This window comes from Streptomyces sp. NPDC048353, from assembly GCF_055587165.1.
Map to the genome: position 1 here is coordinate 164994 of NZ_JBVJGU010000007.1, position 21641 is coordinate 186634.

The following is a 21641-nucleotide window of genomic DNA, read 5'->3' on the forward strand; positions in this document are numbered from 1 at the left end:
GAGTACCCGCGCGCATGGCCGCGGCATGTGCCCCGCGCCACACTCCCGATATGAACACTCCCCTGCCGCCCGCGGACGAACTGCGGCTCGTCGACCGCGAGCTGGCCGAACTCGACTCCCGTAGGGCCGTGTTGCTGGCCCGCCGGGCTTGGCTGCTGCAGATCCTGCACCCGCCCGTGGCGCGGGCGGCGGCGACCGCCGGCCGCCCCGCTGCCCCGCGTCAGGACTCCACGCCGCGCAGCGCGCAGAACGTGCTGCTGACCCTCGGCGGGGCCCTGCTGACGATCGCCGCGGTCGCCTTCACCCTGGTGAGCTGGGGCTCGATGGGGATCGGCGGGCGCGCGGCGGTGCTGTTCGTGGTGACCTCGGCCGCGCTGGGCGCGCCGGTGGCGCTGCTGCGCCGCGGGCTGGCCTCCACGGCGGAGTCGGTGGCGGCGCTCGCGCTGGCGCTGATGGTGCTCGACGCGTACGCGCTGCACCGGGTGGCGTTGCCGGGACTGTGGTACGCGGCGGTGGCGTCCGCGGTGCTCGCGGGCGCGTGGACGGTGTACGGCTCGGCGCTGGGGCGGCTGCGGATCCCGCTGCCGGTGGCGGTGGTGGCCGGTCAGCTCCCGCTGATCCTCGGCGTGCCGGCGCTGGGCGGGGGGCTGCTCGCGACGGCGTGGGCGGCGCTCGTGACGGCGGCGGCGGACGTGGCGCTGGTGCTATGGGCGAAGCCGGTGGCGGTACGGGTCACGGCGGGCGTCGGCGGTGGCGTGCTCGGCGGCTGGGCGCTGCTGTCGGGCGGCTGGCTGTCGCTCACGTCCGCGGTTCCGGCGGCCGCGCTGCTGCTGGGCGGTGCGGCGCTCGCGCTGGGCCTGGCGTGGCGGGAGGCCCGGTCGGCGACGGGCGCCTCAGTGGTGGCGGGTCTCGCGGTGATCGCGGCGGCCGGCGGTGTGCTGCGCGGGGCGCTGCCCGGCGACTGGGAGGTGCCGGGGTACGTGGTGTGCGCCGTGGCGCTCGCGACGGTGCTGCGGTCGGCGGCGCCGCGTGCGGTGCGGCTCGGCCTGGCGGGCGCCGGGGGCGGCGTCCTGGCGCTGGGGGTGGTGTGGGCGCTGCCTCCGGTGGCGGCGGCGCTCCTGTCCCCGGCGGCGCGGACGACCGCGGTCTGGTCGGGCGGGCACGCGGAGCCGGCGCTCGCCTCGTACCCGTCGACGGCACCGCTGGTGCTGTCGGTCGCGGCGGCGGCCCTGGCGGCCGTACCGCTGCTGTGGGCGCGCTGTGGCGCCGTGTTCCTGGCCTGGGCGGTCCTGACGGTCCTGCCGCTGTCGTTCGGTCTGCCGTACGGGGTGGGCCTGACGCTCCAGGTCGTGACCACGGCGGCGGCCCTGCTCCTGGCGGTCCGGCCGGGTCCGGCGACCCGCGGGCTGCGGGCCCCCACGGCCACGCGGCCGGCCGTGGCTTCCGCACCGCTTCCGCCGACGGGGACGCCGACCGGCACTCCGACGGGGGCGGCGGCGGGCGCTGCCGCCGAGGGCGGCCCGGCTGCCGGTACGGGTGCGGGCGGGCCCGGTCAGGCAGCCGGCGGGTTCGGGCCGGCACCGGCGTGGGGGCCGTGGGGCTCGTGGGGCTCAGGGGCCGCCGTCGCGGCGGTCCGCGCCCCGCTGCCGCCGGGTGAGGTGCTCGGCTGGAGCGGGCTCGCCTGCGGTCTCGCCTCGGCGGCCGGCGCACTCGCGGCCGGTCTGGACACCCGCGGCGCGACGTTCGGGGTGCTGGGCGCGCTCCTCGCCCTCTTCACCGCGGTGGCGTTCCTCGGCGCGGGGGCACGGCGGGCCGTGGGCGCCTGTGCCGCCGTGGCCTCGGGGACCGGGCTCGTCCTGGCCGCGGCGGCCGCCGCGGGGCTCCCCGCTCACCACGCGGCGCTGTTCCTGCTGCTCGTCCCGGCGGCGACCGCGGCCGTCGGCGCGCGGCTCGGGCGGCTGCCGGTCGCGGTGCCGGTGGAGATCACGGGCGCGGCGGCGGGGCTGCTCGCGCTCGGCATGGCCGCTTCCCGGCCGGCGGTCCTGGCGCTCGTCCTGGCGCTGGGCGGGGTGATCGCGGCGGCGACGGCGGTGCGCCCGGAGCGGCGCCGCTTCGCGGGGTGGGCGGCGGCCGGGCTGTTCCTGCTCGCGACGTGGGTGCGGCTCGCCGTCTCGGACGTGGTGACGCCGGAGGCGTACACGCTGCCGGTCACCGTGCCCGCGCTGGTGGTGGGCGTGCTGCGCCGGCGCCGCGACCCCGAGGCGTCGTCCTGGACGGCGTACGGCCCCGGCCTCGCGGCGACGCTGGTGCCGAGCCTCTTCGTGGCCTGGACGGATCCCCACTGGGTGCGGCCGCTGGTGCTCGGGGCGGCCGCGCTGGTGGTGACGCTCCTGGGGGCCCGGTTCCGGCTCCAGGCGCTGCTGGTGCTCGGCGGCGCGGTGCTGGCCCTCGACGGACTGCACGAGCTGGCGCCGTACGTGGTGCAGGCCGTGGGGGCGCTGCCCCGCTGGCTGCCGCCGGCCCTGGCCGGTCTGCTGCTCCTGGCGGTGGGCGCGACGTACGAGCAGCGGCTGCGGGACGCCCGGCGGCTGCGTGAGCGGCTGGGGCGGATGCGGTAGCGGCCGGGGACGCCGAAGGCCCGGAGACCTGATCGGTCTCCGGGCCTTCGGTCCGGGTGGTGGGCGATACTGGGTTCGAACCAGTGACCTCTTCGGTGTGAACGAAGCGCTCTCCCACTGAGCTAATCGCCCGGGCGCACCGCACACATTACCGCATGTCAGCGGGTCCCCTCGACCGCCCGACGGCTCACTGGTCGATCTTCCAGGGCATCACGAAGCCGAACTTCCAGAGGTAGATCCCGAGGAGTACGGCGACGATCACCAGGCCGATGGTGGTGAGGATGATGTTGCGTCGGCGGACCTTGGGATCGAGGGCCCGCTGGGCGGCCTCGGTCACCTTGCGCTTGGTCCAGCGGAGCACCAGCTGGGCCCACACGAACTCGGTCGCCCAGATCGCCATGCCGCCGAAGATGACCAGCCAGCCGGGGCCCGGCAGCGGCAGCATCACGATGCCGGCGCCGACCACGGCGAGACCCACGATGAAGACGCCGACCTGCCAGCTCAGATGCAGGGTCCGACGGGCCTTGATGAACTCGGGGGCCCGGGATCCCAGCTCGGACTCGCCGTCCGCCGCGGACTGCCCGGTCCGCTCGTCACTCTCCGCATTCATGGGTCCCAACCTACCGGATTCGTCGCCATCACCGGTTTGGCCGTATTACCCCAAGTTACACTCCCCCATACGAGCTACCTGAACGATCACAAAACAGACAGAGGGGTTTACAACGGCACCGTAGGTGGCATGTCGATTTCGCCGACGTGCGAATCCCCGAGCGCACACTGAGCGAAAGGCCCTGGCGCTTATGAACACCACGGTCAGCTGCGAGCTGCACCTGCGCCTCGTTGTGTCGAGCGAGTCCTCACTGCCTGTACCCGCGGGCCTGCGGTATGACACGGCCGATCCGTATGCCGTGCACGCCACCTTCCACACCGGAGCCGAGGAGACGGTCGAGTGGGTCTTCGCCCGCGACCTTCTCGCCGAGGGGCTGCACCGGCCCACCGGCACCGGCGACGTCAGAGTCTGGCCGTCCCGCAGTCACGGTCAAGGCGTCGTCTGCATCGCACTGAGTTCCCCAGAGGGCGAAGCCCTGCTCGAGGCCCCGGCGAGGGCCTTGGAGTCGTTCCTGAAGAGGACCGACGCCGCCGTGCCCCCGGGCACCGAGCACCGTCACTTCGACCTCGACACCGAGCTCTCCCACATCCTGGCCGACAGCTGAGCCAGGCCGAGAGCCGCACGGCGCCGTCCGACTCGGGGAGACGGCGCCGCGCGGAAAATCCCATACGAACATCGGCGTCCTCACCGCGCAGCCGGCGCGGCCGAGGGCGCCGATGTCCGTTTCCCGGCGCCGCCCCGCTCCGTCGCCCCCGGCAGTCCCCCCGCTCGGCCCGCCCGGCCGGCAGGGCCGCCTCCGGGGCCGACGGGCCGGGCGGCGTTTGGTTTCGGACCCGTTCCTGCCCGCTTTCGGACCGGCGACGGACCAACCCCGGCTCCCCGCGCCCGAGCCGCTAGAGTCAGCGCAATTCCGCGGGCGCCCGCCCGCAGCAGGCCAGGGAGCGAATCGTGCTGATCCCCCACGACACCCGGATTGCCCTCGACGCCGTCGTCGGACTGATGAACACCGCTCCGCAGGGCGACCGCGTCGACGAGCTGGAGGACCTTCCGGCGCTGCGCGCCTTCGTGCGGAACCACGACATCAGCGGTGTGGGGGAGCTGGACGAGCACGACCTCAAGGCGGTCCGTGAGCTGCGCGGCCGTTTCGCGGCCGTCTTCGCCGCGCCGGACGCCCGGATCGCCGCCACGCTCATCAACCAGCTCGTCGCGGCAGCGGGCACCACGCCCCAGCTCACCGACCACGACGGCTACGACTGGCACGTCCACTACTTCGCGCCGGGCGCCTCGGTCGCCGACCACCTGGGCGCCGACTGCGGCATGGCGCTGGCGTTCATCGTCGTCGCCGGGGAGCAGGAGCGGCTGCGGCGCTGCGAGGCGCCGGACTGCGGCCGGGCCTTCGTCGATCTCTCCCGCAACCGCTCGCGCCGCTACTGCGACAGCCGCACCTGCGGCAACCGTCTCCACGTGGCGGCGTACCGGGCGCGCCGTAAGGAAGCCGCGGGCTGAGCCGCCGGAACCGGGCCCCTCACAGCAGGAAGAGGTCGTCCACGGCGGCCAGCAGGAACAGGCAGCCGATCACCGCGAGGAAGATCATGAGCGGCGGCTGGGAGAGCGCGAACAGGCATCCGCGCGGCTCTTCGGTGGCGGCGGGGGCGTGATCCCGCGAGGTGTCCGACATGTCGGGGCGATCATGGCGCAGACACCCGTCGGGACCGCCCGCAACACGCTTCGGTCAGGCGGCAGTTCATCCCATCCCGTGGACGGGTCCGGCCGTCAGATCCCGTGCTTCTTCAGGATCGCCTCGATGTCGCTGAAGTCGTCCCCGCTCCCGGTCGTCCGCGGCTCGGGCGTCTTGCCGCGCTGCCCGCCGCCGAGCGAGGGCGCCGACGCGGCGGGCGCGACGGTCTCGCTCCGCTTGCCGCCGGTGGTCTCCTCGCGCTTCGCGCCCCTGCGCCGCTCGACGGCGCGCGTGGTCATGAAGAGCAGCCAGGCCACACCGAGCACGCCGAAGCCGGCCCAGGCCCAGGGGCTGAAGGCCGTCGCGGCGAGCCACTCCACGACTCCCGTCATCACCAGGCCCACCGGAACCAGGGCATAGGCCGCGATTCTGGTAGCGGTGAGGAACCGCTTGCGGTACGCCGTGATCGCGGCGATGCCCAGGCCCGCCGCGGACACCGCGGAACAGATGGTCTCGGCAAGCATCGGTCCTCCAGGAGCCGGGCGATACGTCCCTTCCATCCTGCACCGCCGGGGCCGGTCTCGGCCACGTTCCGGGCCCGACCTCAGGGAGATCTCCGGGTCGGACCCCGACGATCTCCTCCCCAGGTCCCGGTTGGGCGACGCCGCCGGGGGCTGGAAGACTGCTCCCATGAGCGACTCCACCACGCCCGCGGCCCCCTCCCCCGTCGTCCTGGAGGCCTGGTTCGACCTCCAGTGCCCGGACTGCTTCCATGCCCTCGACGACGTGCGCGCGCTGCGCGAGAAGTACGGCGAGGGGGTCGACGTACGGCTGCGGCACTTCCCGCTGGAGAAGAACAAGTTCGCCTACGCCGCCGCCCAGGCCGCCGAGGAGGCCGCCGAGCAGGGCCAGGGCTGGCCGTACGTGGAGGCGCTGCTCGCCAGGACCGCGGACCTCGGCCGGCAGGGCGAGCCCCTGCTGATCGAGGTGGCCCGGGAACTCGGCCTGGACGCCGAGGAGTTCGACACCGCCCTGATCGACGGCCGGCATCTGCTAGCGGTCGACGCCGACGAGGCGGAGGGCAAGGCCATCAAGGTCACCGGCACCCCCACCTACGTCGTCGACGGGAAGCGCCTCGACGGGGGTAAGAGCCAGGACGGCCTGCGCGACCGCATCGAGGAGATCATCGACCGCCTGCGGACTGCCCGCTAGAGCACGGCCTTGTAGCTGTTGACGTGCGTGGTCCGGTAGCCGAGGGAGGTGTAGAGGCGGATCGCCGGGGTGTTGCCGGAGAAGACGTGCAGACCGAGCAGGCTCTGGCCCGCCTCGAGCGCGACCCGTTCGGCGAGGAGCATGAGCGCGCGGCCGTAGCCGTGGCCGCGCCGGCCCTCGGCCACCTCGATGTCGTAGACGTAGGCGCCCGTCCGCCCGGAGCTCAGCTCGCGGCGGCCGGTCCAGAGCTGCCCGACGACCTGTCCCTCGCGCACCGCCAGGTGGAGGGCGGTGCCGGGGCTGGCCAGGCCCCGCGGCAGGTTCTCGCGGTGGCTGGCCTCCGCCTTGGCGCGCGCCTGGTCCGCCGGAACGCCCCGGTCCATCCAGCTGCGCGCGAACTCCTCCTTGGCCTTCACCGACCAGGAGACGTACTCCGCCTCCGTCATGGGGCGGACCTCGATGCCTTCGGGCAGGGCGGGCGGCTCCCGGGGCAGGTCCTTCTCCATGTTCCGGCTGCGCTCGACGTAACCGAGGGCGGTGGCCATCCGCAGCGCCGCCTCGGCGGCGGACGGGACGGAGATCTGGACCTCGCGGCAGCCCCATCCGCGCAGCACCTCCTCGGCGGCGAGCGCGGCGACCGTGCCCCGGCCCCGTCGGCGGTCCCGCTCGTCGATCCGCAGGTCCTCGATCACTCCGGACCCGGAGCCGAAGCCGGGGGCGGTGGAGAGGTGGAGCGAGCCGACACGACGGCTGTTCACGCATACGTCGAAGGGGCGCGAGCGCCCGCCGTCGCTGGTCTGCTGAAGCGGCCCGGCCGGCCGCAGGGTGGTGGTCATCAGAGGTGTTCTACCCACCCGCCGGGCCGCCGTCATCCGGATTTGCCCGGCGGGCGTCAGCCGAGGCGGGGATCCCGGTCCGCCGCCGCCCGCTCGTCGAAGATCCGCATCGCCTTCGCGGTCACCGGCCCGAGCGCCCCGGCCAGGTCGCGCCCGTCGACCCGGTGGACCGCCTGGATGTCGCGCAGGGTCGACGTCAGGAAGATCTCCTCGGCGCGGTCCAGGACGTCGAACGGCAGGTTCGTCTCCCGGGCGCCGGTCCACTCCACCGCGAGGGCGCGGGTGATGCCGGCCAGGCAGCCGGAGGAGACGGGCGGGGTGTGGATGCGGCCGTCGAGCACCACGAACACGTTGGAGCCGGTGCCCTCGCAGAGCTGCCCGACGGTGTTGGCGAACAGCGCCTCGGAGCCGCCCTGTTCGCGCGCCCTGGCGAGGGCGACGACGTTCTCGGCGTACGAGGTGGTCTTCAGGCCGGTGAGCGCACCGCGCTCGTTGCGCGTCCAGGGGACCGTGACGACGGCGGTGGAGTCGGCGCGGCGCTTCGTCTCGCCGACCGCGACCACGAGCCCGGCGCCGGCGTCGCCCCGCTCGGAGCCCAGCGGGGAGACCCCGCCGGTGTAGGTGATGCGGAGCCGGCCGAGCTCCACCGGGTTGGCCTCCAGGACGGCGGCGCAGGCGCGGCGGACCTCGTCGAGGTCGGGGTCGGGCAGGCCGAGGCCGCGTGCGGAGCGGGTGAGGCGTTCGAGGTGCGCGGTGAGGGCGAAGGTCCCGCCCCGCTCGGCCTTGACCGTTTCGAAGACGCCGTCGCCGACGGTCAGTCCGTGGTCCAGGACGGACACCCGTGCTTCCTCCGCGTCGTACAGCCCGCCGTTGACCCAGAGTTTCATCGAGAGATGGCCTTTCCGCTCGCCTCGTACGTACCCGACGCTACCGCCAGCAGGCGGGACGCCTTCAATTCGGTCTCCGCCCACTCGCGCTCGGGGTCGGAGCCCCAGGTGATCCCCGCCCCGGTGCCGAAGCGCAGCAGGCCCTCGGCGCGGTCGATCCAGAAGGTCCTTATCCCGACGGCGAGCTCGGCGGTGCGCCGGTCGGCGTCGACCCAGCCGATGCCGCCGCAGTACGGGCCCCGGGGCGAGGTCTCCAGGGCCTCGATGATCCGCAGGGCGCTGGACTTGGGCGCGCCCGTGACGGAACCGGGCGGGAAGGTGGCGTCCAGCAGCTCGCGCCAGCCGGCCTTCACGTCCAGCTCGCCGCGGACCGTGGAGACGAGGTGGACCAGGCCGGGGTGGGGCTCGACGACGCAGAGGTCGGGGACGGTGACGGATCCGGTGGCGCAGACGCGGCCGAGGTCGTTCCGTACCAGGTCCACGATCATCACGTTCTCGGCGTGGTCCTTCTCCAGGAGGTCCTCGGCCGTCCGCCCGGTGCCCTTGATCGGGCCGGACTCGACGGTTCCGCCGTCGCGGCGCAGATACAGCTCCGGGGAGGCGGTGGCGATCTCGACACCGTGGGCGGGCAGCCGAATCGTTCCGGCGTACGGCGCGGGGTTGCCGCGCGCGAGGAGTGCGGTGAGCGCGTCGACGTCGGCGCCCTCCGGCTCGGGCAGCGGCGCGGACAGCACCCGGCAGAGATTGGCCTGGTAGACCTCGCCGCGCGCGATGTGCTCCCGGATCCGGCGTACGCCCGCGGTGTACGCCGCGCGGTCGAGCGAGGACGTCCAGTCACCCCCGGCGGGGCCGCGCCAGGCGCCCGGGACCGGCCCGGGGACGGGCTCGGTCCGTACGTCACCGAAGCGGGCGCAGGTCAGGCGGCCCTCGAAGTCCGCGGAGACGGCCCAGAAGCCGGCGGAGTCCAGGGCCTCGGGGTCACTGGTGACATCCCGCAGGTCGGTCGCGACGAGGCCGCCGAAGCGGGCCAGAGGAGCAAGGTCGTGCACGGTGCGAGTCTAGGCCGGTCACGGCGCGAGGACCGGGGCCGGCCGAAGGGGCGGGACGCGAGGGCTGCGAGCCACCCGGGGAACACGGGGAGTGAACGCCTGGCGAACGCTCGCGGGCGCCCGGCCGGGGCCTCGGACAAGCGGGCAGCTCAGCACGCTGCGGAAACGCGTTTTTGTGCTGGCCCGGGAATCCGCTAGAGTTCAACACGTCGCCGGGACGCGCAAGCGGACCGGAACCGACAAGCGGACGTGGCTCAGTTGGTAGAGCATCACCTTGCCAAGGTGAGGGTCGCGAGTTCGAATCTCGTCGTCCGCTCGATGTGGGGGATCTTCCCGACTCCCCGTATTCACTCCTGGTGGAGTGGCCGAGAGGCGAGGCAACGGCCTGCAAAGCCGTCTACACGGGTTCAAATCCCGTCTCCACCTCCAAGGACGATTAGCTCAGCGGGAGAGCGCTTCCCTGACACGGAAGAGGTCACTGGTTCAATCCCAGTATCGTCCACGGATCCGCAAGGATCACGGTCCGCAAGGATCCCCGCGCGATTAGCTCAGCGGGAGAGCGCTTCCCTGACACGGAAGAGGTCACTGGTTCAATCCCAGTATCGCGCACGCAGCACACCCCCTGGTCCTGTATCGTTCGGGACCGTCCCGCGCGATTAGCTCAGCGGGAGAGCGCTTCCCTGACACGGAAGAGGTCACTGGTTCAATCCCAGTATCGCGCACGGTAAAGAAGCCCCCGGCCGCCTGAGCGGCCGGGGGCTTCTTCGTGCCCGCTCCCCTCGTCAGGAGGAGAAGAGCATGCGGCCGAAACCGCGCTGGCGGTGGTGCCCGCCGTGGTGGCCGCCGTGGTGCGGGGCGCCCCAGGCGGGCGCGGCGGGGGCGGGCTGCGCCGGGTACGCCGGCGGGGCGGGGGCGGGCGGCGCCTGCTGGACCCACTGCGACTCCAGGCGGGTCAGGGACTCCAGCTCGCCATAGTCGAGGAATATCCCGCGGCAGCCGCTGCACTGCTCGATCTGGACGCCATTGCGGTTGTACGTGTGCATCGCTGCATGGCACTTGGGACACTGCATGCTCGGCTCAACTCCCTGCCGTTCGAAATGGTGCCTTCACTCTAGGGGGACGCAGGCGGGGCCAACTCGGTTCGGAGTGCGCCGATTCGGACACAGGTGTCGATCATCACGCTCTCGACCTCGTCGAGGGGGCGCTCCTGTGCGGTGGACTTGGCGATGGCGAGAGCGGCGGTCTGCACGGTCAGGGCCCGCGCCGGGACGTCCAGTTGGGCCCACGGATCGTCCGGAGCGACGGCCGGGCCGCCGGCCGCGAGGTACGCGCCGAGGAACCGGGACCAGACGTCCGGGGGGAGGAGCCCGGCCGCGAACCAGGCCGCGGGGCGCGCCAGGTCCCAGGCGGGGTCGCCCGTACCGAGGTCGTCGACATCGATCAGGCGCCAGGAGCCGTCCCCGGGGCTGCCCGGGGCGCGGACGAGCTGGCCGAGGTGGAAGTCGCCGTGGCAGAGGAACCCGGCCTCGGCGGCGGGCGGCGCGGGCAGGGTCTCCCGGGCGCGCAGCACCGCCCCGGCCGCCGGGTGCGGTCCCGCGGCCCGCATCCGCTCGACGGCCAGGGCGACCTTGACGCGGGCGCGCATCGGCGGAAGCCCGGCGGGGGCGGGCGTCCGGTGCAGCAGGGCGAGGAGCCGGGCCGCCTCCTCCCAGGGCGCCGCGTCGGGGTCGACCGGGTCGACCGGGGCGCCGTAGGGCCAGGCGGTGACGGGGCGGCCGTCGACGGCGGTGCCGTGCGGGGACGGGAGGGGCGGCAGGAGGACCTCGCGAAGCCGCCGGTCCGCGGCGACGGCGACCCGTGCCCGGTGCGCGGGGCCTCCGGTCCCGGGCGCGTGCGCCTTCACGACGACGGGCCCGTGCCGGACGACGGTGCCGTCCTCGCGGTCGGCGAGAACGGCCTCGGCGCAGCCGCAGCCGTCCGGCCCCGCCGCGGCGAGGTGGGCGGCCGTGCGGGCGTGGGTGCGGAGGAGGGCGAGGTCATGGGCGTGCACCCGGGGAGCGTACGCCGGGGCCGCGCCTCGGCGCCGGGAAGGGCCCTCACTCCCCTGCGTACGCTCCTGGGGACCGGGGAGGGAGCCTCGCCTCACGCGGGCGTTCATCCGGGGCCGGGAGCTACCGCCCTCGCGGGCAGGGGGGTCGGCCCGGCTTCCGGAAAGCGCGAGGGCCGGTCAGCTCCCCAGCTGACCGGCCACACGCTGCCGTCCGCCGCACCCCCGTCCCCACGGGGTTGTTGGCCGGATGTCCCCGACCCGGGCCGCTCACCCGGGTCCGGGGCGCCGCTCAGCGCCCCAGCATCACGCCCACGGACGACGCATGAGTGACCACCGCGTCCCAGCCGCCGAAGGCGACCACGAGCAGGGTCGCGAGAGGGAGGACCATGGCGGTCGCCACCAGGGGGTGACGTCGGCCCGAAGGACGGGTGTTCATCCGCGGTGCCGTGTACGCCATGGGTCCTCTCCTGTCGTGTCTACAGCGGCGGGTGTCTGACCTCGGGGGACGAGTGCTGCACCCGCCGCTTGACCTCAACACTAGGTTCCGGCGGCCGCCGGGACGTCATGCCCGCGTACCGACTTCCGGGCCTCCCGGAGGATGACGGCCCACCTCGCGGTGTACTCCCCTGGGTGGAGACGACTCCTCAGGACTGAGGGTCTTCCCTGAGGGGCACCGGCTGTTCGACCAGGGCGAGGACCCGGCTGGCCATGAAACGGGCCGTCCGGACGACCACCCCGGTGCGGGTGACTTCGCTCACTTCCACCACCCCGCGACGGACCGCCGTCTCCACCCTCCGGCCCGCCCGGCTTGCCACCACTTCATACGTCCGCGTCGTGTCCCCCGCATCCACGACTATCTCCACGCGATCACCCTTCATCGATCCAATCCCCCTTCTGCGACCGGACATTGGGAAATCCCACGGCTTCGTCCGCGGCCGGGGGCCGCGTCCTGACCACCCCTCAAGTGTCCCCCTCAGCACTGACAATCGATCCGTGCGGGAGGGCGCGGCCTATGAGCACACCGGGGCGGGGATACGTAAGCTGTGCCTCGTCGAACGGACGAGGGGACGGACATGGCGATGATGCGGCTCCGGCGCGAGGATCCGCGGATCGTCGGGTCGTTCCGGCTCCACCGCAGGCTGGGGGCCGGCGGGATGGGGGTCGTGTATCTCGGCTCCGACCGGCGGGGGCAGCGGGTCGCGCTCAAGGTGATCCGGCCGGACCTCGCCGAGGACCAGGAGTTCCGCTCGCGCTTCGCGCGCGAGGTGTCCGCCGCCCGGCGGATCCGCGGCGGCTGCACGGCCCGGCTCGTCGCCGCCGACCTGGAGGCCGACCGCCCCTGGTTCGCCACCCAGTACGTCCCGGGGCCCTCCCTGCACGACCGCGTCGCGGAGGAGGGCCCACTGCGGGCCGCCGACGTGGCCGCGATCGGCGCCGCCCTCTCCGAGGGCCTGGTCGCCGTGCACGAGGCCGGGGTCGTCCACCGGGACCTCAAGCCGTCGAACATCCTCCTGTCGCCCAAGGGCCCCCGGATCATCGACTTCGGCATCGCCTGGGCCACCGGCGCCAGCACCCTCACCCACGTGGGCACGGCCGTCGGCTCCCCCGGCTTCCTCGCGCCCGAGCAGGTACGGGGCGCGGCCGTCACCCCGGCCACGGACGTGTTCTCGCTCGGCGCCACCCTCGCGTACGCGGCGATGGCGGACTCCCCCTTCGGGCATGGCAGTTCGGAGGTCATGCTCTACCGCGTGGTGCACGAGGAGCCGCAGCTGAACGGCGTACCGGACGCCCTCGCCCCGCTCGTACGGGCGTGTCTGGCGAAGGACCCGGAGGAGCGTCCGAGCACGCTCCAGCTGTCCATGCGGCTCAAGGAGATCGCCGCCCGCGAGGCCCAGGGGCTGCCGGCGTCCCGCCCGCCGGTGCAGCGGGAGCGCACGGAGCAGTCCACGGGCACCGGCAGCCGGCCCACGGAGCGGTACATCGAGGGCGGTACGCAGGGCGGCCGGGCGCAGGGGCCGGCGTCGCGTCCGTCCGGGCCCCGCACGGGCGGCCGGCAGGCGCCGCAGTCGAGGCCGAACAGCCGCCCGACGCCGTCGCGGCCCGGTGCCCGCACCACGTCCACGGGCCGCAGGCCCGCCAACCCCCGGCTGCTGCGGCAGCGGCTCTTCGTCTTCGTGGTGGTGACGCTGGTGGTGGCCCTGGGCATCGCCGCCGCGCAGGCCCTGCAGGGCTAGACGGGACTCTCCGGACACGGCCTGGGGCGCGCCCCAGGGCTGCCCGCCCGGGTCAGTCCTGGGGGCGGCCGCTCGCCACGGCGTAGAAGGCGACCGCGGCGGCGGCGCCCACGTTGAGCGAGTCGACCCCGAGGGCCATCGGGATGCGGACCCACTCGTCGGCGGCGCGCAGCGCTTGGGTGGACAGGCCGTCGCCCTCGGCACCGAGCATCAGCGCCGCCCGCTCCAGCCTGTGCGGGGCGGCCGCGTCGATCGGCGTGGCCTTCTCGTCGGGGGTGAGCGCGAGCAGCTTGAAGCCCGCCTCCCGGACGGCCTCCAGTCCGCGGGGCCAGGTTTCCAGCCGGGCGTACGGGACGGAGAAGACCGCGCCCATGGAGACCTTCACGGACCGGCGGTAGAGGGGGTCGGCGCAGTCCGGGGAGAGCAGCACGGCGTCCATGCCGAGCGCGGCGGCGCTGCGGAAGATGGCGCCGATGTTGGTGTGGTCGTTGACCGACTCCATGACGGCGACCCGGCGGGCCGGGCGCAGGAGTTCCTCGGCCGTCGGCAGCGGTTTGCGCTGCATGGAGGCGAGGGCTCCGCGGTGCACGTGGTAGCCCGTGACCCGCTCGGCGAGGTCCGGCTGGACGGCGTACACGGGCGCGGGGACCTCGTCGATGACATCGCGCATGACGTCGACCCACTTGGCCGAGAGCAGCATCGACCGCATCTCGTAACCGGCCTGCCTCGCCCGGCGGATGACCTTCTCGCCCTCGGCGATGAACAGACCCTCGGCCGGCTCGCGTCTGCGTCGCAGTTCGACGTCGGTCAGTCCGGTGTAGTCGCGCAGGCGCGGGTCGTCGGGATCGTCGATGGTGATGAGTTCGGCCACGAGGTGATACTGCCTTGTCCGGGGTGCGGTGCCAATGTGCGGGGCGAGGGTGTACGAGGGGTGCGGCGGGGGCGCGGGCCGGGCCCGGCGCCCCCGGAGGGTCAGGGGACGAGCTTGTCCGGGCCCTCGCCGACGACCTCGCCGATGACGATGACCGCGGGCGGCCGGACCTCCCGCGCCTTGACCGTCTCCGCGACGGTGGCGAGCGTCGCGTCGACCCGGCGTTGGGCGGCCGTCGTGCCCTCCTGGACCAGGGCGAGGGGCGTCGCGGGGTCCTTGCCGTGGGCGACGAGCGCTTCGGCGATCCTGCCGATCTTGTCCACGCCCATGAGGATCACCAGCGTGCCGGTGAGCTTGGCGAGCGAGGCCCAGTCGACCAGGGAGCGCGGGTCGTCGGGGGCGACGTGGCCGCTGACGACGGTGAACTCGTGCGCGACCCCGCGGTGGGTGACGGGGATGCCGGCCGCGCCGGGGACGGAGATCGAGCTGGAGATACCGGGGACGACGGTGCAGGCGATGCCCTCGACGGCGAGCGCCTGGGCCTCCTCCATGCCGCGGCCGAAGACGAACGGGTCGCCGCCCTTGAGGCGGACGACCGACTTGCCGGCCTTGGCGTGCTCGATGAGCGCGTTGTTGATGGCCTCCTGGGCCATGAACCGGCCGTAGGGGATCTTGGCCGCGTCGATGACCTCGACGTGCGGGGGCAGTTCGTCGAGCAGGTCGCGGGGGCCGAGGCGGTCGGCGATCACCACGTCGGCCTCGGCGAGCAGCCGGCGTCCGCGGACGGTGATCAGGTCCGGATCGCCGGGGCCGCCGCCGACGAGGGCGACGAAGGGGGTACGGGAGCGGTGCTGCGGGGCCGCGAGGGAGCCGTCCCGCAGGCCTTCGACGATCGCGTCGCGTACGGCGGCGGAGCGGCGGGGGTCGTGGCCGGTGAGGACGGCGACGGTCACGCCCTCGCTGCGGCCGGTGGCCGGGGTCCAGGCGGTGGCGGCCTCGGCGTCGTCGGAGCGCACGCACCAGGTCTTGGTCCGCTCGGCCTCGGCGGACGCGGCGGCGTTGGCGACCGGGTCGCTGGTGGCGACGAGCGCGTACCAGGCGTCGGCGATGTCCCCGTCCTCGTACCGGCGCCGTACCCAGGTGATCTCGCCGGCCTCGGCCATGGCCTCGACGGACGGGGTCGCGGACGGGGAGACGAGGGTGACGTCCGCGCCGGCCGCGATCAGGGCGGGGAGCCTGCGCTGGGCGACCTGGCCGCCGCCGAAGACGACGACGCGGCGGCCGGAGAGGCGCAGTCCGACGGGGTAGGCGGGGTGCTCGGCGTGCTCGGCCATGGGCGTGCGGCTCCTCGGGAGGGGCGGGGCTTATGCGGGGCCGCTGCGGCGGTGAAGCGGCTGGTGGAGCGGGGTGTTCGACCTGGGCCCACGATATCGGTCACCGCGGATGCGCGGCCTGTGACCCATGTCCCTCTCACGGTGGCGGGCCCGCGCTCCCCACTGGGAGGAACGCGGGCCCGCGCGCGCTGCCGGTCTACTTCTCCGTCACGCCCGCCGAGTCGAAGGTGGCGACCTCGTGCATCGCGCGCGCGGCGCTCTGGACGACGGGGAGGGCCAGGAGGGCGCCCGTGCCCTCGCCGAGGCGGAGGTCGAGGTCGACCAGGGGGCGCAGGCCCAGCTTGTTGAGGGCCGCGACATGGCCGGGCTCGGCGCTGCGGTGGCCGGCGATGCAGGCCGCCAGCGACTCGGGCGCGATCGCCCGGGCGACCAGCGCGGCCGCGCCGGTCGAGACTCCGTCCAGGATGACCGGCGTACGCAGCGAGGCGGCACCGAGGATCAGACCGACCAGGGCCGCGTGCTCCAGGCCGCCGAGCGCCGACAGGACGCCGATCGGGTCCGCCGGGTCCGGCTGGTGGAGATCGAGGGCGCGGCGGACCACATCCACCTTCCGCGCGTGCATCTCGTCGTTGATGCCGGTGCCGCGGCCGGTGACCTCGACCGGGTCGACGCCGGTGTACACGGAGATCAACGCCGCCGACGCCGTCGTGTTCGCGATCCCCATCTCACCGGTCAGCAGCGCCTTGTTGCCGGCCGCGACCAGGTCCCGGGCGGTCTCGATGCCCACCTCGATCGCGGCGAGCACCTCCTCCCGCGACATCGCCAGACCGGTGGTGAAGTCGCCCGTGCCGGGGCGGACCTTGCGGGGCAGCAGCCCGGGCGTGGCCGGGAGTTCGGAGGCGACGCCGACGTCGATGACGCAGACCTCGGCACCGACCTGGTTGGCGAAGGCGTTGCAGACCGCGCCGCCGCCGAGGAAGTTCGCGACCATCTGGCCGGTCACCTCCTGGGGCCAGGCGGTGACGCCCTGGGCGTGGACCCCGTGGTCGCCTGCGAAGATCGCGACGGCGGCGGGTTCCGGGATCGGCGGCGGGCACATCCGGGACAGGCCGGAGAGCTGCGCGGAGATGATCTCCAGCATGCCGAGGGCGCCGGCCGGCTTCGTCATCCGCTTCTGCCGCTCCCAGGCCTCGCCGAGCGCCTTCGCGTCCAGCGGGCGGATGGAGGAGACGGTCTCCTTGAGCAGGTCGTGCGGCTCCTCGCCGGGCAGGGCGCGGCGGCCGTACGTCTCCTCGTGGACGACCCAGGAGAGCGGGCGGCGCTTGGACCAGCCCGCCTGCATCAGCTCGGGCTCCTCGGGGAACTCGTCGACGTACCCCACGCAGAGGTAGGCGACGACTTCGAGGTGCTCGGGCAGGCCGAGGGCCCGGACCATCTCGCGCTCGTCGAAGAAGCTGACCCAGCCGACGCCGAGGCCCTCGGCGCGGGCGGCGAGCCAGAGGTTCTCGACGGCGAGGGCCGAGGAGTACGGCGCCATCTGCGGCTGGGTGTAGCGGCCGAGGGTGTGACGGCCGCCCCGGGTGGGGTCGGCGGTGACGACGATGTTGACCGGGGTGTCGAGGATGGCCTCGATCTTCAGTTCCTTGAACTGCTTCGCGCGGGCCTTCGGCAGCGACTGGGCGTACGCCTCACGCTGGCGCTGGGCCAGTTCGTGCATGCTCCGGCGGGTCTCTGCGGAGCGGATGACGACGAAGTCCCAGGGCTGGGAGTGGCCGACGCTGGGGGCCGTGTGGGCGGCCTCCAGGACGCGGAGCAGCACCTCGTGCGGGATCGGGTCGGAACGGAAGCCGTTGCGGATGTCGCGGCGCTCGCGCATCACGCGCAGCACGGCCTCCCGCTCGGCGTCGTCGTAGCCGGGCGCGGCGGGGCCGGCGGAGACGGGGGCGTTCATGTCACCGGGCTCGGCTTCGGGTTCGGTCGCCGGGTCGGTGTGTGCCTCGGGGCCGGGTGCGGCTTCGGGCTCGGTCGCCGGCGCGGGCGCGGCCTCCGCGTCCGGTTCGGCGTGCGCCTCGGGCTCGGGCGCGGGCTCCGCCTCGGGGGCGGGCACGGCGTGCGGCTCGGTCTCCGCCTCGGGGGCGGACGGTGCCTCGGCCACGGTCTCGGCGAGCGGCTCGGCAGCGGGCTCCGGCTGGGGCTCGGGGGCGGCGACCGGTGCCTCGGCCTCCGGCTGCGGCTGCGTCTCGGCCTCGGGCTGGTTCTCCGCCGCCGGGGCCGGCTCGGGCGCCTCCGGGGCGCTCTGCGCGACGACGGGCTCCGGCATCGGCTCCGCCGCGGGCGCGGGCTCGGCCTCGGCCTCCGCCAGGGGCTGGGGCTCCGGCTGAGGGGCGGCTGCCGGCTCGGGCGCGGCCTCCGCGACGGGCTCGGGGGCGGCTTCCGGCGCGGCCTGCGGCTGCGCCTCGGCGACCGGCTCGAGCTCCGGCTCGACCGGGGGTACGGGTGCGGCGGCGGGGTCGCTGCCGTCGCGCGGGGCCGGGACGGTCGCCGGAGACTCCTCCACCGGGGCCTCGTTCACCGGGGCCTCATCCACCGGGGTCTCGGCGGCGGGCTCCGCGACCGGGGCGGTCTCCACGGGCTCCACCGGCTCCACGGCCTCGGTGACCGGCTCCTGCGCGGCCTGGGCGGCGGCGGGCTCCTCGACCGTCTCGGGGACCTCGGGCACGGCGGACGCCTCGGGCGTCTCCGGGGCATCGGGAGCCTCGGCGGCCTCGGGCGCGGCCTCGGCCACCGGGGCCGGCGCAAGGTGGGGAGCGGTCGGGACGGTGCCCTCGACCTGGACGAACTGGCCGACCGTTTCTGCGGGGGCGGCGGGGTCCTGCGGCGCGACGGACCGCGGCGGCTGCGGGTCCCACGGCTCGGCGCCCTGCGGCGGGACGTCGCCGAGCTGGGGGGCGGTCCGCGGCGCCGGGCTCTCCTGCGCGTCCTGAGGGATGTCCAGGTATTCGAGGCCGCTCGTCGGCGGGCCGTCCGCCAGGGCGGGCATCGGGCCGGGCGCCGTGGCGCCGACCACGGCCGGGGCGGGCTCGGGAGCCGGGGCGGGGGCCGGCGCGCCGGCGGGGCCGCGGTCGGCGAGCGAGCGGACGACTCCCCCGGTGTTGTCCGGCACCGGCGGGCCCATGTGCAGCGGGCGGCGCGCGGGCGGCGGGGTGGTCGCGGCGTGGGGCGGCATGCGGACGCCGCCGAGGTCGACGGAGCCGGAGTCGCGGCCGGCGGCCTCGTGGGCGCCGGTGTCCAGGATCCCGGGTTCGTAGCCGTGCGGGGTGGCGGTCTCGTAGGCGGGCTCGGGGGCGGCGGGCTGCTCCTGCGGTGCGACCGGCACGCCGTGGGCCGGGGTCCCGAACCCTTCGGCGGAGACCGTCACGCCGTGCGCGGGGGCCGCCGGGCTCTGGCCGGTGAACGGGGCGCCCTGTCCGCCGGTCGCGTGACCTTCCGCGGCGGGGAAGCCGTGCGCGGGCGTCGGGACGCCCGGCTGGGGGTGGTGCCCGGCCGACGCGTCGGCCGGGACCCCGTGCGCCGGGGTGGAGTGGGGGGCCTGCTCGGGCTGGTGGGCGGCCGGGGACGGGCCCAACGGCGCCTGGGCGGCGAGGGCGTCCGCGAGCGGCCCGGCCAGCGGATCGGTGAGCGGGTCGACCATCGGCGGCTGCCCGGGGACCTGCGCCGGGGCGGCCGACGGAGGCACGGCGACGGGCGGCGCCGGTACGGCGCCCGGCTGGTGCTCGCTCCAGGCGCCCTGGGCGCCGGGCATCAGCAGGAGGTCGTCTTCTTCGGCTGCGCTCTCGGAGGGGTCCAGGAAGGTGTACGCGCCCGGGGCGGGGATGCCCGGCTGCTCGACCATGCCTGCGTTCTCCGGCAGCCCCTCGCCCGGGATCTGGCCGGTGTCCGTCATGCGTACCCCTCGCCCATCGCTTGTGCTCCTTCAACCGTCGCCCGTCGACAACAACGAGCGTGCGCGTCGCGCGGCACGAATGACGCGCGGACACCCAAGCATTGTCGCGGCCTTCGGCCGTCGTGGCAGGCAGATCCGCCACGGTGCGCTGTGGACTGCGCCACGTCGCGCGTCCCCCGGTTGCTCCCTCCCACGTGAGCGGCGCGAGCGGCCACTGCTGCCGGACATGGGCGAACAAAGCGCCGAACGTCCCGGGGCGGTACAACGATCGGCCAGCCTACCTGGCCCTGCGGGGGCGATCGATCACGGGGCGCGATCGATCCTGCGGCCGGAGAGCAGGAAGACGACCGAGCGCTCGCGTTCGGTCCAGTCGCCGGGGTCCAGGCCGACGCTCTGGAGCAGGGCGCACTCGACGGCGTAGCCGCCGTCGGCGAGGGCCGCGCCGAGGGCCTCGGCCTCGTCGCGGGTGGAGGCGTGGGTGACGATCCGCTCGGGCCTGCGGTCGGTGCAGGCGGTGACGACCGGGGCGCCGCCTCCGCCGATCCGTACGACATCGGGTTCGGGGAGTCGTTCCAGGACGTGCGGGGCGCGGCCCGCGACGACGTGCAGTTGGACGCCGGAGCGCCGGGCGGCGGCGTCCGCGCGGGCGCAGGCGGCCGGATCGGAGTCGACGGCGATCACGGCGGCGCCGAAGCGGGCGGCCTCGACGGAGAAGGCGCCGCCGCCGCAGCCGATGTCCCAGACGAGATCGCCGACCCGGGGGCCGAGGCGGGCGAGCTGGGCGGCGCGCAGGGTGGGGGTCCGGCCGTCGCCGGAGTCGTGCGCCCGGCCGGGCTCGGTGCCGTACTCCTCGGGGGGCAGGGCCCAGCCCCGTACGGCGGGGGTCTCGTGGCCCATGAGCCAGCCGCCGCCCTGGGCGGGGGAGGCGCCGCCGATGACGATGACGACGTTGGGATCGCGCCAGGCGTGGTCGGCGGCCTTGTCGGAGGTGAGGACGGTGACCTGTTCCCGGTCGGTGCCGAGCTCCTCGCAGATGACGAAGGTGCGGTGGACGCCGTCGAGGAGGAGGGCGAGTTCGGCGGGTCCGGCGCCGGGCGAGGTGAGGACGGCGACCTTGGGGTGGGCGCGGCAGACGTTGACCGCGCGGCGGAGGGTGCGCTGGTGGGCGACGACGACCCGGGCGTCGTCCCAGGGCATGCCGGCCCTGGCGAAGGCGGCGGCGACGGAGGAGACCGCCGGGACGACCTCGACCTCCAGGCCGTGTTCGGGGGCGCGCAGGGTGCGGACGACGCCGAAGAAGCCGGGGTCGCCGTCGGCGAGGACGACGGCGCTGCCGCGGTGGCCGGCGATGCGGCGTGCGGCGAGGTCGACGCTGCCGAGGCGGATGCGTTCGGCGCGGGGCGGGACCTCGGGCAGGGCGAGGTGGTGGGCCGCGCCGGCCACGAGGGTGGCGGCCGAGAGCGCGGACCGGGCGCCTGCGGTGAGGGGCGAGCCGTCCCAGCCGATCACCGTGACCCGGTCGGCCATCGTCGTCTCTCTCCTCAGGTGGGTCGTGCGGTCGGCGGAGGTGGCGCGGCCGAGGGTGGCCGGGGGCCTCCAGGGGGGTGTCGAGCGTACCCGCCCCGCCGGAGGCTCAGCTCCAGTCGGCGTACGAGGAGTATCCGGCCTCGGCCATCTGGTCGGCGACGCCTTCGAGGTCCTCGGGGAGGAGGCCCCACACGATGAAGTCGGTGCGCAGGTCGGTCAGGCCGCCGTCCTCGGTGCGGGTGCGGGCTATGCAGGCGCCGCGCAGGACGCCCTCGCTGATGCAGCCGATCTTCTGGGCGACCTGCTGGGAGGCGGTGTTGTCGGCCGCCGTGCGCAGCTCCAGGCGTTCGAAGCGCTGGTCGCCGAAGAGCCATTGGGCGGTGGCGAGGGCGGCTTCGGAGGCGTAGCCCTCGCCGCGGGCCCAGGGCGCGATGATGTAAGAGAGTTCGGTGGAGCGGACGCGCCAGTCGGTGTGGGTGAGCTGGATGACCCCGACCAGGCGCTGGGTGAGGAATTCGGTGACGGCGAGGTCGATGCCGCGGCCGGCGGCGCGCTCGGTGGGCGCGTAGTCGTTGATCCAGGTGAGCGCGGCCGCTTCGGTGAAGGGCTGGGGGACGGCGGTCCAGGCGGCCACGAGTTCGTCGTTCATCATCTCGGCGAGGGCGGGCGCGTCGGCCTCCTCCAGGGCGCGCAGCACCAACCGGTCCGTGCTGATGGAGATGTCCGGAAAGGTGGTAGTCATGCGCAGCTCCATGCCGAGGACCGTCCGAATCGACCGTGAACGCACAGCAT

At 74.7% G+C, this 21641-nt stretch carries 20 protein-coding genes and 6 tRNA genes; 10 read left to right on the forward strand and 16 right to left on the reverse strand.

The genetic code is table 11. The features are described from left to right. Window positions 1–50 precede the first annotated feature (50 nt). A complete protein-coding gene (locus ACZ6RC_RS24860; RefSeq protein ID WP_469587049.1) occupies window positions 51–2618 on the forward strand; it encodes an SCO7613 C-terminal domain-containing membrane protein in 2568 nt (855 codons plus the stop codon). A 57-nt stretch (window positions 2619–2675) separates the two neighbouring features. On the opposite strand, the gene ACZ6RC_RS24865 is transcribed toward ACZ6RC_RS24860, so the two are convergent. Next, a tRNA-Val gene (locus ACZ6RC_RS24865) sits at window positions 2676–2750 on the reverse strand. Between the two features lie 55 nt (window positions 2751–2805). Beyond that, the gene (locus ACZ6RC_RS24870; RefSeq protein ID WP_391144974.1) at window positions 2806–3228 is read right to left on the reverse strand and encodes a TIGR02611 family protein; all 423 of its coding nucleotides are present in this window, start codon (window positions 3226–3228) and stop codon (window positions 2806–2808) included. 190 nt (window positions 3229–3418) lie between these two features. On the opposite strand from ACZ6RC_RS24870, the gene ACZ6RC_RS24875 reads away from it, so the two are divergent. Beyond that, the gene (locus tag ACZ6RC_RS24875; protein ID WP_015032345.1) at window positions 3419–3832 is read left to right on the forward strand and encodes an SsgA family sporulation/cell division regulator; all 414 of its coding nucleotides are present in this window, start codon (window positions 3419–3421) and stop codon (window positions 3830–3832) included. A 344-nt stretch (window positions 3833–4176) separates the two neighbouring features. After that, window positions 4177–4734 carry a CGNR zinc finger domain-containing protein gene (locus tag ACZ6RC_RS24880; protein ID WP_469587053.1) on the forward strand — a complete coding sequence of 186 codons (558 nt, stop codon included), beginning with the start codon at window positions 4177–4179 and terminating at the stop codon, window positions 4732–4734. Window positions 4735–4753: 19 nt separating this feature from the next. On the opposite strand, the gene ACZ6RC_RS24885 is transcribed toward ACZ6RC_RS24880, so the two are convergent. Together ACZ6RC_RS24885 and ACZ6RC_RS24890 are read right to left on the reverse strand one after the other, a co-directional pair. Next, complete coding sequence (locus ACZ6RC_RS24885; protein ID WP_391144969.1) at window positions 4754–4906, reverse strand: hypothetical protein; 153 nt, start codon at window positions 4904–4906, stop codon at window positions 4754–4756. Window positions 4907–5001: 95 nt separating this feature from the next. Beyond that, window positions 5002–5430, reverse strand: coding sequence for a hypothetical protein (locus ACZ6RC_RS24890; RefSeq protein ID WP_469587056.1), 429 nt, complete (start codon window positions 5428–5430; stop codon window positions 5002–5004). Between the two features lie 166 nt (window positions 5431–5596). On the opposite strand from ACZ6RC_RS24890, the gene ACZ6RC_RS24895 reads away from it, so the two are divergent. Further along, window positions 5597–6118 carry a DsbA family protein gene (locus ACZ6RC_RS24895; protein WP_469587059.1) on the forward strand — a complete coding sequence of 174 codons (522 nt, stop codon included), beginning with the start codon at window positions 5597–5599 and terminating at the stop codon, window positions 6116–6118. On the opposite strand, the gene ACZ6RC_RS24900 is transcribed toward ACZ6RC_RS24895, so the two are convergent. The 3 genes from ACZ6RC_RS24900 to ACZ6RC_RS24910 are packed head-to-tail and all read right to left on the reverse strand — an operon-like array spanning window position 6115 to window position 8890. Next, on the reverse strand, window positions 6115–6954 hold the full coding sequence (locus ACZ6RC_RS24900) for a GNAT family N-acetyltransferase (protein ID WP_391144961.1): 840 nt from the start codon (window positions 6952–6954) through the stop codon (window positions 6115–6117). The genes ACZ6RC_RS24895 and ACZ6RC_RS24900 overlap by 4 nt on opposite strands. A gap of 56 nt (window positions 6955–7010) precedes the next feature. Next, window positions 7011–7841 (reverse strand): aminotransferase class IV, encoded by an 831-nt coding sequence (locus ACZ6RC_RS24905; protein WP_469587063.1) that lies wholly within the window; start codon window positions 7839–7841, stop codon window positions 7011–7013. Then, window positions 7838–8890, reverse strand: coding sequence for a chorismate-binding protein (locus tag ACZ6RC_RS24910; protein WP_469587066.1), 1053 nt, complete (start codon window positions 8888–8890; stop codon window positions 7838–7840). Before ACZ6RC_RS24910 ends, ACZ6RC_RS24905 begins: the two co-directional genes overlap by 4 nt. 243 nt (window positions 8891–9133) lie before the next feature. On the opposite strand from ACZ6RC_RS24910, the gene ACZ6RC_RS24915 reads away from it, so the two are divergent. The 5 genes from ACZ6RC_RS24915 to ACZ6RC_RS24935 all read left to right on the forward strand — a co-directional run bounded on the left by ACZ6RC_RS24915 (window position 9134) and on the right by ACZ6RC_RS24935 (window position 9612). Continuing rightward, window positions 9134–9206 (forward strand) — tRNA-Gly (locus ACZ6RC_RS24915). A gap of 39 nt (window positions 9207–9245) precedes the next feature. Next, window positions 9246–9319: transfer RNA gene (locus ACZ6RC_RS24920), tRNA-Cys, on the forward strand. A gap of 1 nt (window position 9320) precedes the next feature. Then, window positions 9321–9392: transfer RNA gene (locus tag ACZ6RC_RS24925), tRNA-Val, on the forward strand. Window positions 9393–9427: 35 nt separating this feature from the next. Next, window positions 9428–9499: transfer RNA gene (locus ACZ6RC_RS24930), tRNA-Val, on the forward strand. A gap of 41 nt (window positions 9500–9540) precedes the next feature. Beyond that, window positions 9541–9612 (forward strand) — tRNA-Val (locus ACZ6RC_RS24935). Between the two features lie 60 nt (window positions 9613–9672). Here ACZ6RC_RS24935 and ACZ6RC_RS24940 read toward each other — a convergent pair. The 4 genes from ACZ6RC_RS24940 to ACZ6RC_RS24955 all read right to left on the reverse strand — a co-directional run bounded on the left by ACZ6RC_RS24940 (window position 9673) and on the right by ACZ6RC_RS24955 (window position 11818). Beyond that, window positions 9673–9960 carry a TFIIB-type zinc ribbon-containing protein gene (locus ACZ6RC_RS24940; protein WP_453618139.1) on the reverse strand — a complete coding sequence of 96 codons (288 nt, stop codon included), beginning with the start codon at window positions 9958–9960 and terminating at the stop codon, window positions 9673–9675. A 41-nt stretch (window positions 9961–10001) separates the two neighbouring features. Beyond that, window positions 10002–10940: a phosphotransferase family protein gene (locus tag ACZ6RC_RS24945; protein ID WP_469587070.1), complete on the reverse strand. Its 939-nt coding sequence runs from the start codon at window positions 10938–10940 to the stop codon at window positions 10002–10004. A 289-nt stretch (window positions 10941–11229) separates the two neighbouring features. Then, complete coding sequence (locus tag ACZ6RC_RS24950; RefSeq protein ID WP_391144949.1) at window positions 11230–11397, reverse strand: hypothetical protein; 168 nt, start codon at window positions 11395–11397, stop codon at window positions 11230–11232. A 187-nt stretch (window positions 11398–11584) separates the two neighbouring features. Beyond that, a complete protein-coding gene (locus tag ACZ6RC_RS24955; RefSeq protein ID WP_137990476.1) occupies window positions 11585–11818 on the reverse strand; it encodes a hypothetical protein in 234 nt (77 codons plus the stop codon). Window positions 11819–12013: 195 nt separating this feature from the next. Here ACZ6RC_RS24955 and ACZ6RC_RS24960 point away from each other — a divergent pair, with 195 nt between their 5' ends. Beyond that, a complete protein-coding gene (locus tag ACZ6RC_RS24960) occupies window positions 12014–13174 on the forward strand; it encodes a serine/threonine-protein kinase (protein WP_391145347.1) in 1161 nt (386 codons plus the stop codon). A gap of 52 nt (window positions 13175–13226) precedes the next feature. Here ACZ6RC_RS24960 and ACZ6RC_RS24965 read toward each other — a convergent pair whose 3' ends face one another. The 5 genes from ACZ6RC_RS24965 to ACZ6RC_RS24985 all read right to left on the reverse strand — a co-directional run bounded on the left by ACZ6RC_RS24965 (window position 13227) and on the right by ACZ6RC_RS24985 (window position 21591). Further along, complete coding sequence (locus ACZ6RC_RS24965; protein ID WP_391144946.1) at window positions 13227–14045, reverse strand: TrmH family RNA methyltransferase; 819 nt, start codon at window positions 14043–14045, stop codon at window positions 13227–13229. A 101-nt stretch (window positions 14046–14146) separates the two neighbouring features. After that, window positions 14147–15379, reverse strand: a complete 1233-nt coding sequence (cobA, locus tag ACZ6RC_RS24970; protein ID WP_453618144.1) for a uroporphyrinogen-III C-methyltransferase — start codon at window positions 15377–15379, stop codon at window positions 14147–14149. Between the two features lie 196 nt (window positions 15380–15575). Further along, window positions 15576–19322: a nicotinate-nucleotide--dimethylbenzimidazole phosphoribosyltransferase gene (gene cobT / locus ACZ6RC_RS24975; RefSeq protein WP_469587075.1), complete on the reverse strand. Its 3747-nt coding sequence runs from the start codon at window positions 19320–19322 to the stop codon at window positions 15576–15578. A gap of 303 nt (window positions 19323–19625) precedes the next feature. Beyond that, a complete protein-coding gene (gene cbiE, locus ACZ6RC_RS24980) occupies window positions 19626–20849 on the reverse strand; it encodes a precorrin-6y C5,15-methyltransferase (decarboxylating) subunit CbiE (RefSeq protein ID WP_391144939.1) in 1224 nt (407 codons plus the stop codon). Between the two features lie 106 nt (window positions 20850–20955). Then, window positions 20956–21591 (reverse strand): GNAT family N-acetyltransferase, encoded by a 636-nt coding sequence (locus ACZ6RC_RS24985; RefSeq protein ID WP_453618148.1) that lies wholly within the window; start codon window positions 21589–21591, stop codon window positions 20956–20958. Between the last annotated feature and the right edge of the window lie 50 nt (window positions 21592–21641).

Excerpts from the sequence above, each read along its gene's own strand:
- ACZ6RC_RS24860 (WP_469587049.1), top strand. The coding sequence starts at position 51 with ATGAACACTCCCCTGCCGCCCGCGGACGAACTGCGGCTCGTCGACCGC.
- ACZ6RC_RS24870 (WP_391144974.1), bottom strand. The coding sequence starts at position 3,228 with ATGAATGCGGAGAGTGACGAGCGGACCGGGCAGTCCGCGGCGGACGGC.
- ACZ6RC_RS24875 (WP_015032345.1), top strand. The coding sequence starts at position 3,419 with ATGAACACCACGGTCAGCTGCGAGCTGCACCTGCGCCTCGTTGTGTCG.
- ACZ6RC_RS24885 (WP_391144969.1), bottom strand. The coding sequence starts at position 4,906 with ATGTCGGACACCTCGCGGGATCACGCCCCCGCCGCCACCGAAGAGCCG.
- ACZ6RC_RS24890 (WP_469587056.1), bottom strand. The coding sequence starts at position 5,430 with ATGCTTGCCGAGACCATCTGTTCCGCGGTGTCCGCGGCGGGCCTGGGC.
- ACZ6RC_RS24895 (WP_469587059.1), top strand. The coding sequence starts at position 5,597 with ATGAGCGACTCCACCACGCCCGCGGCCCCCTCCCCCGTCGTCCTGGAG.
- ACZ6RC_RS24900 (WP_391144961.1), bottom strand. The coding sequence starts at position 6,954 with ATGACCACCACCCTGCGGCCGGCCGGGCCGCTTCAGCAGACCAGCGAC.
- ACZ6RC_RS24905 (WP_469587063.1), bottom strand. The coding sequence starts at position 7,841 with ATGAAACTCTGGGTCAACGGCGGGCTGTACGACGCGGAGGAAGCACGG.
- ACZ6RC_RS24940 (WP_453618139.1), bottom strand. The coding sequence starts at position 9,960 with ATGCAGTGTCCCAAGTGCCATGCAGCGATGCACACGTACAACCGCAAT.
- ACZ6RC_RS24950 (WP_391144949.1), bottom strand. The coding sequence starts at position 11,397 with ATGGCGTACACGGCACCGCGGATGAACACCCGTCCTTCGGGCCGACGT.
- ACZ6RC_RS24955 (WP_137990476.1), bottom strand. The coding sequence starts at position 11,818 with ATGAAGGGTGATCGCGTGGAGATAGTCGTGGATGCGGGGGACACGACG.
- ACZ6RC_RS24960 (WP_391145347.1), top strand. The coding sequence starts at position 12,014 with ATGGCGATGATGCGGCTCCGGCGCGAGGATCCGCGGATCGTCGGGTCG.
- cobA (WP_453618144.1), bottom strand. The coding sequence starts at position 15,379 with ATGGCCGAGCACGCCGAGCACCCCGCCTACCCCGTCGGACTGCGCCTC.
- cobT (WP_469587075.1), bottom strand. The coding sequence starts at position 19,322 with ATGACGGACACCGGCCAGATCCCGGGCGAGGGGCTGCCGGAGAACGCA.
- cbiE (WP_391144939.1), bottom strand. The coding sequence starts at position 20,849 with ATGGCCGACCGGGTCACGGTGATCGGCTGGGACGGCTCGCCCCTCACC.
- ACZ6RC_RS24985 (WP_453618148.1), bottom strand. The coding sequence starts at position 21,591 with ATGACTACCACCTTTCCGGACATCTCCATCAGCACGGACCGGTTGGTG.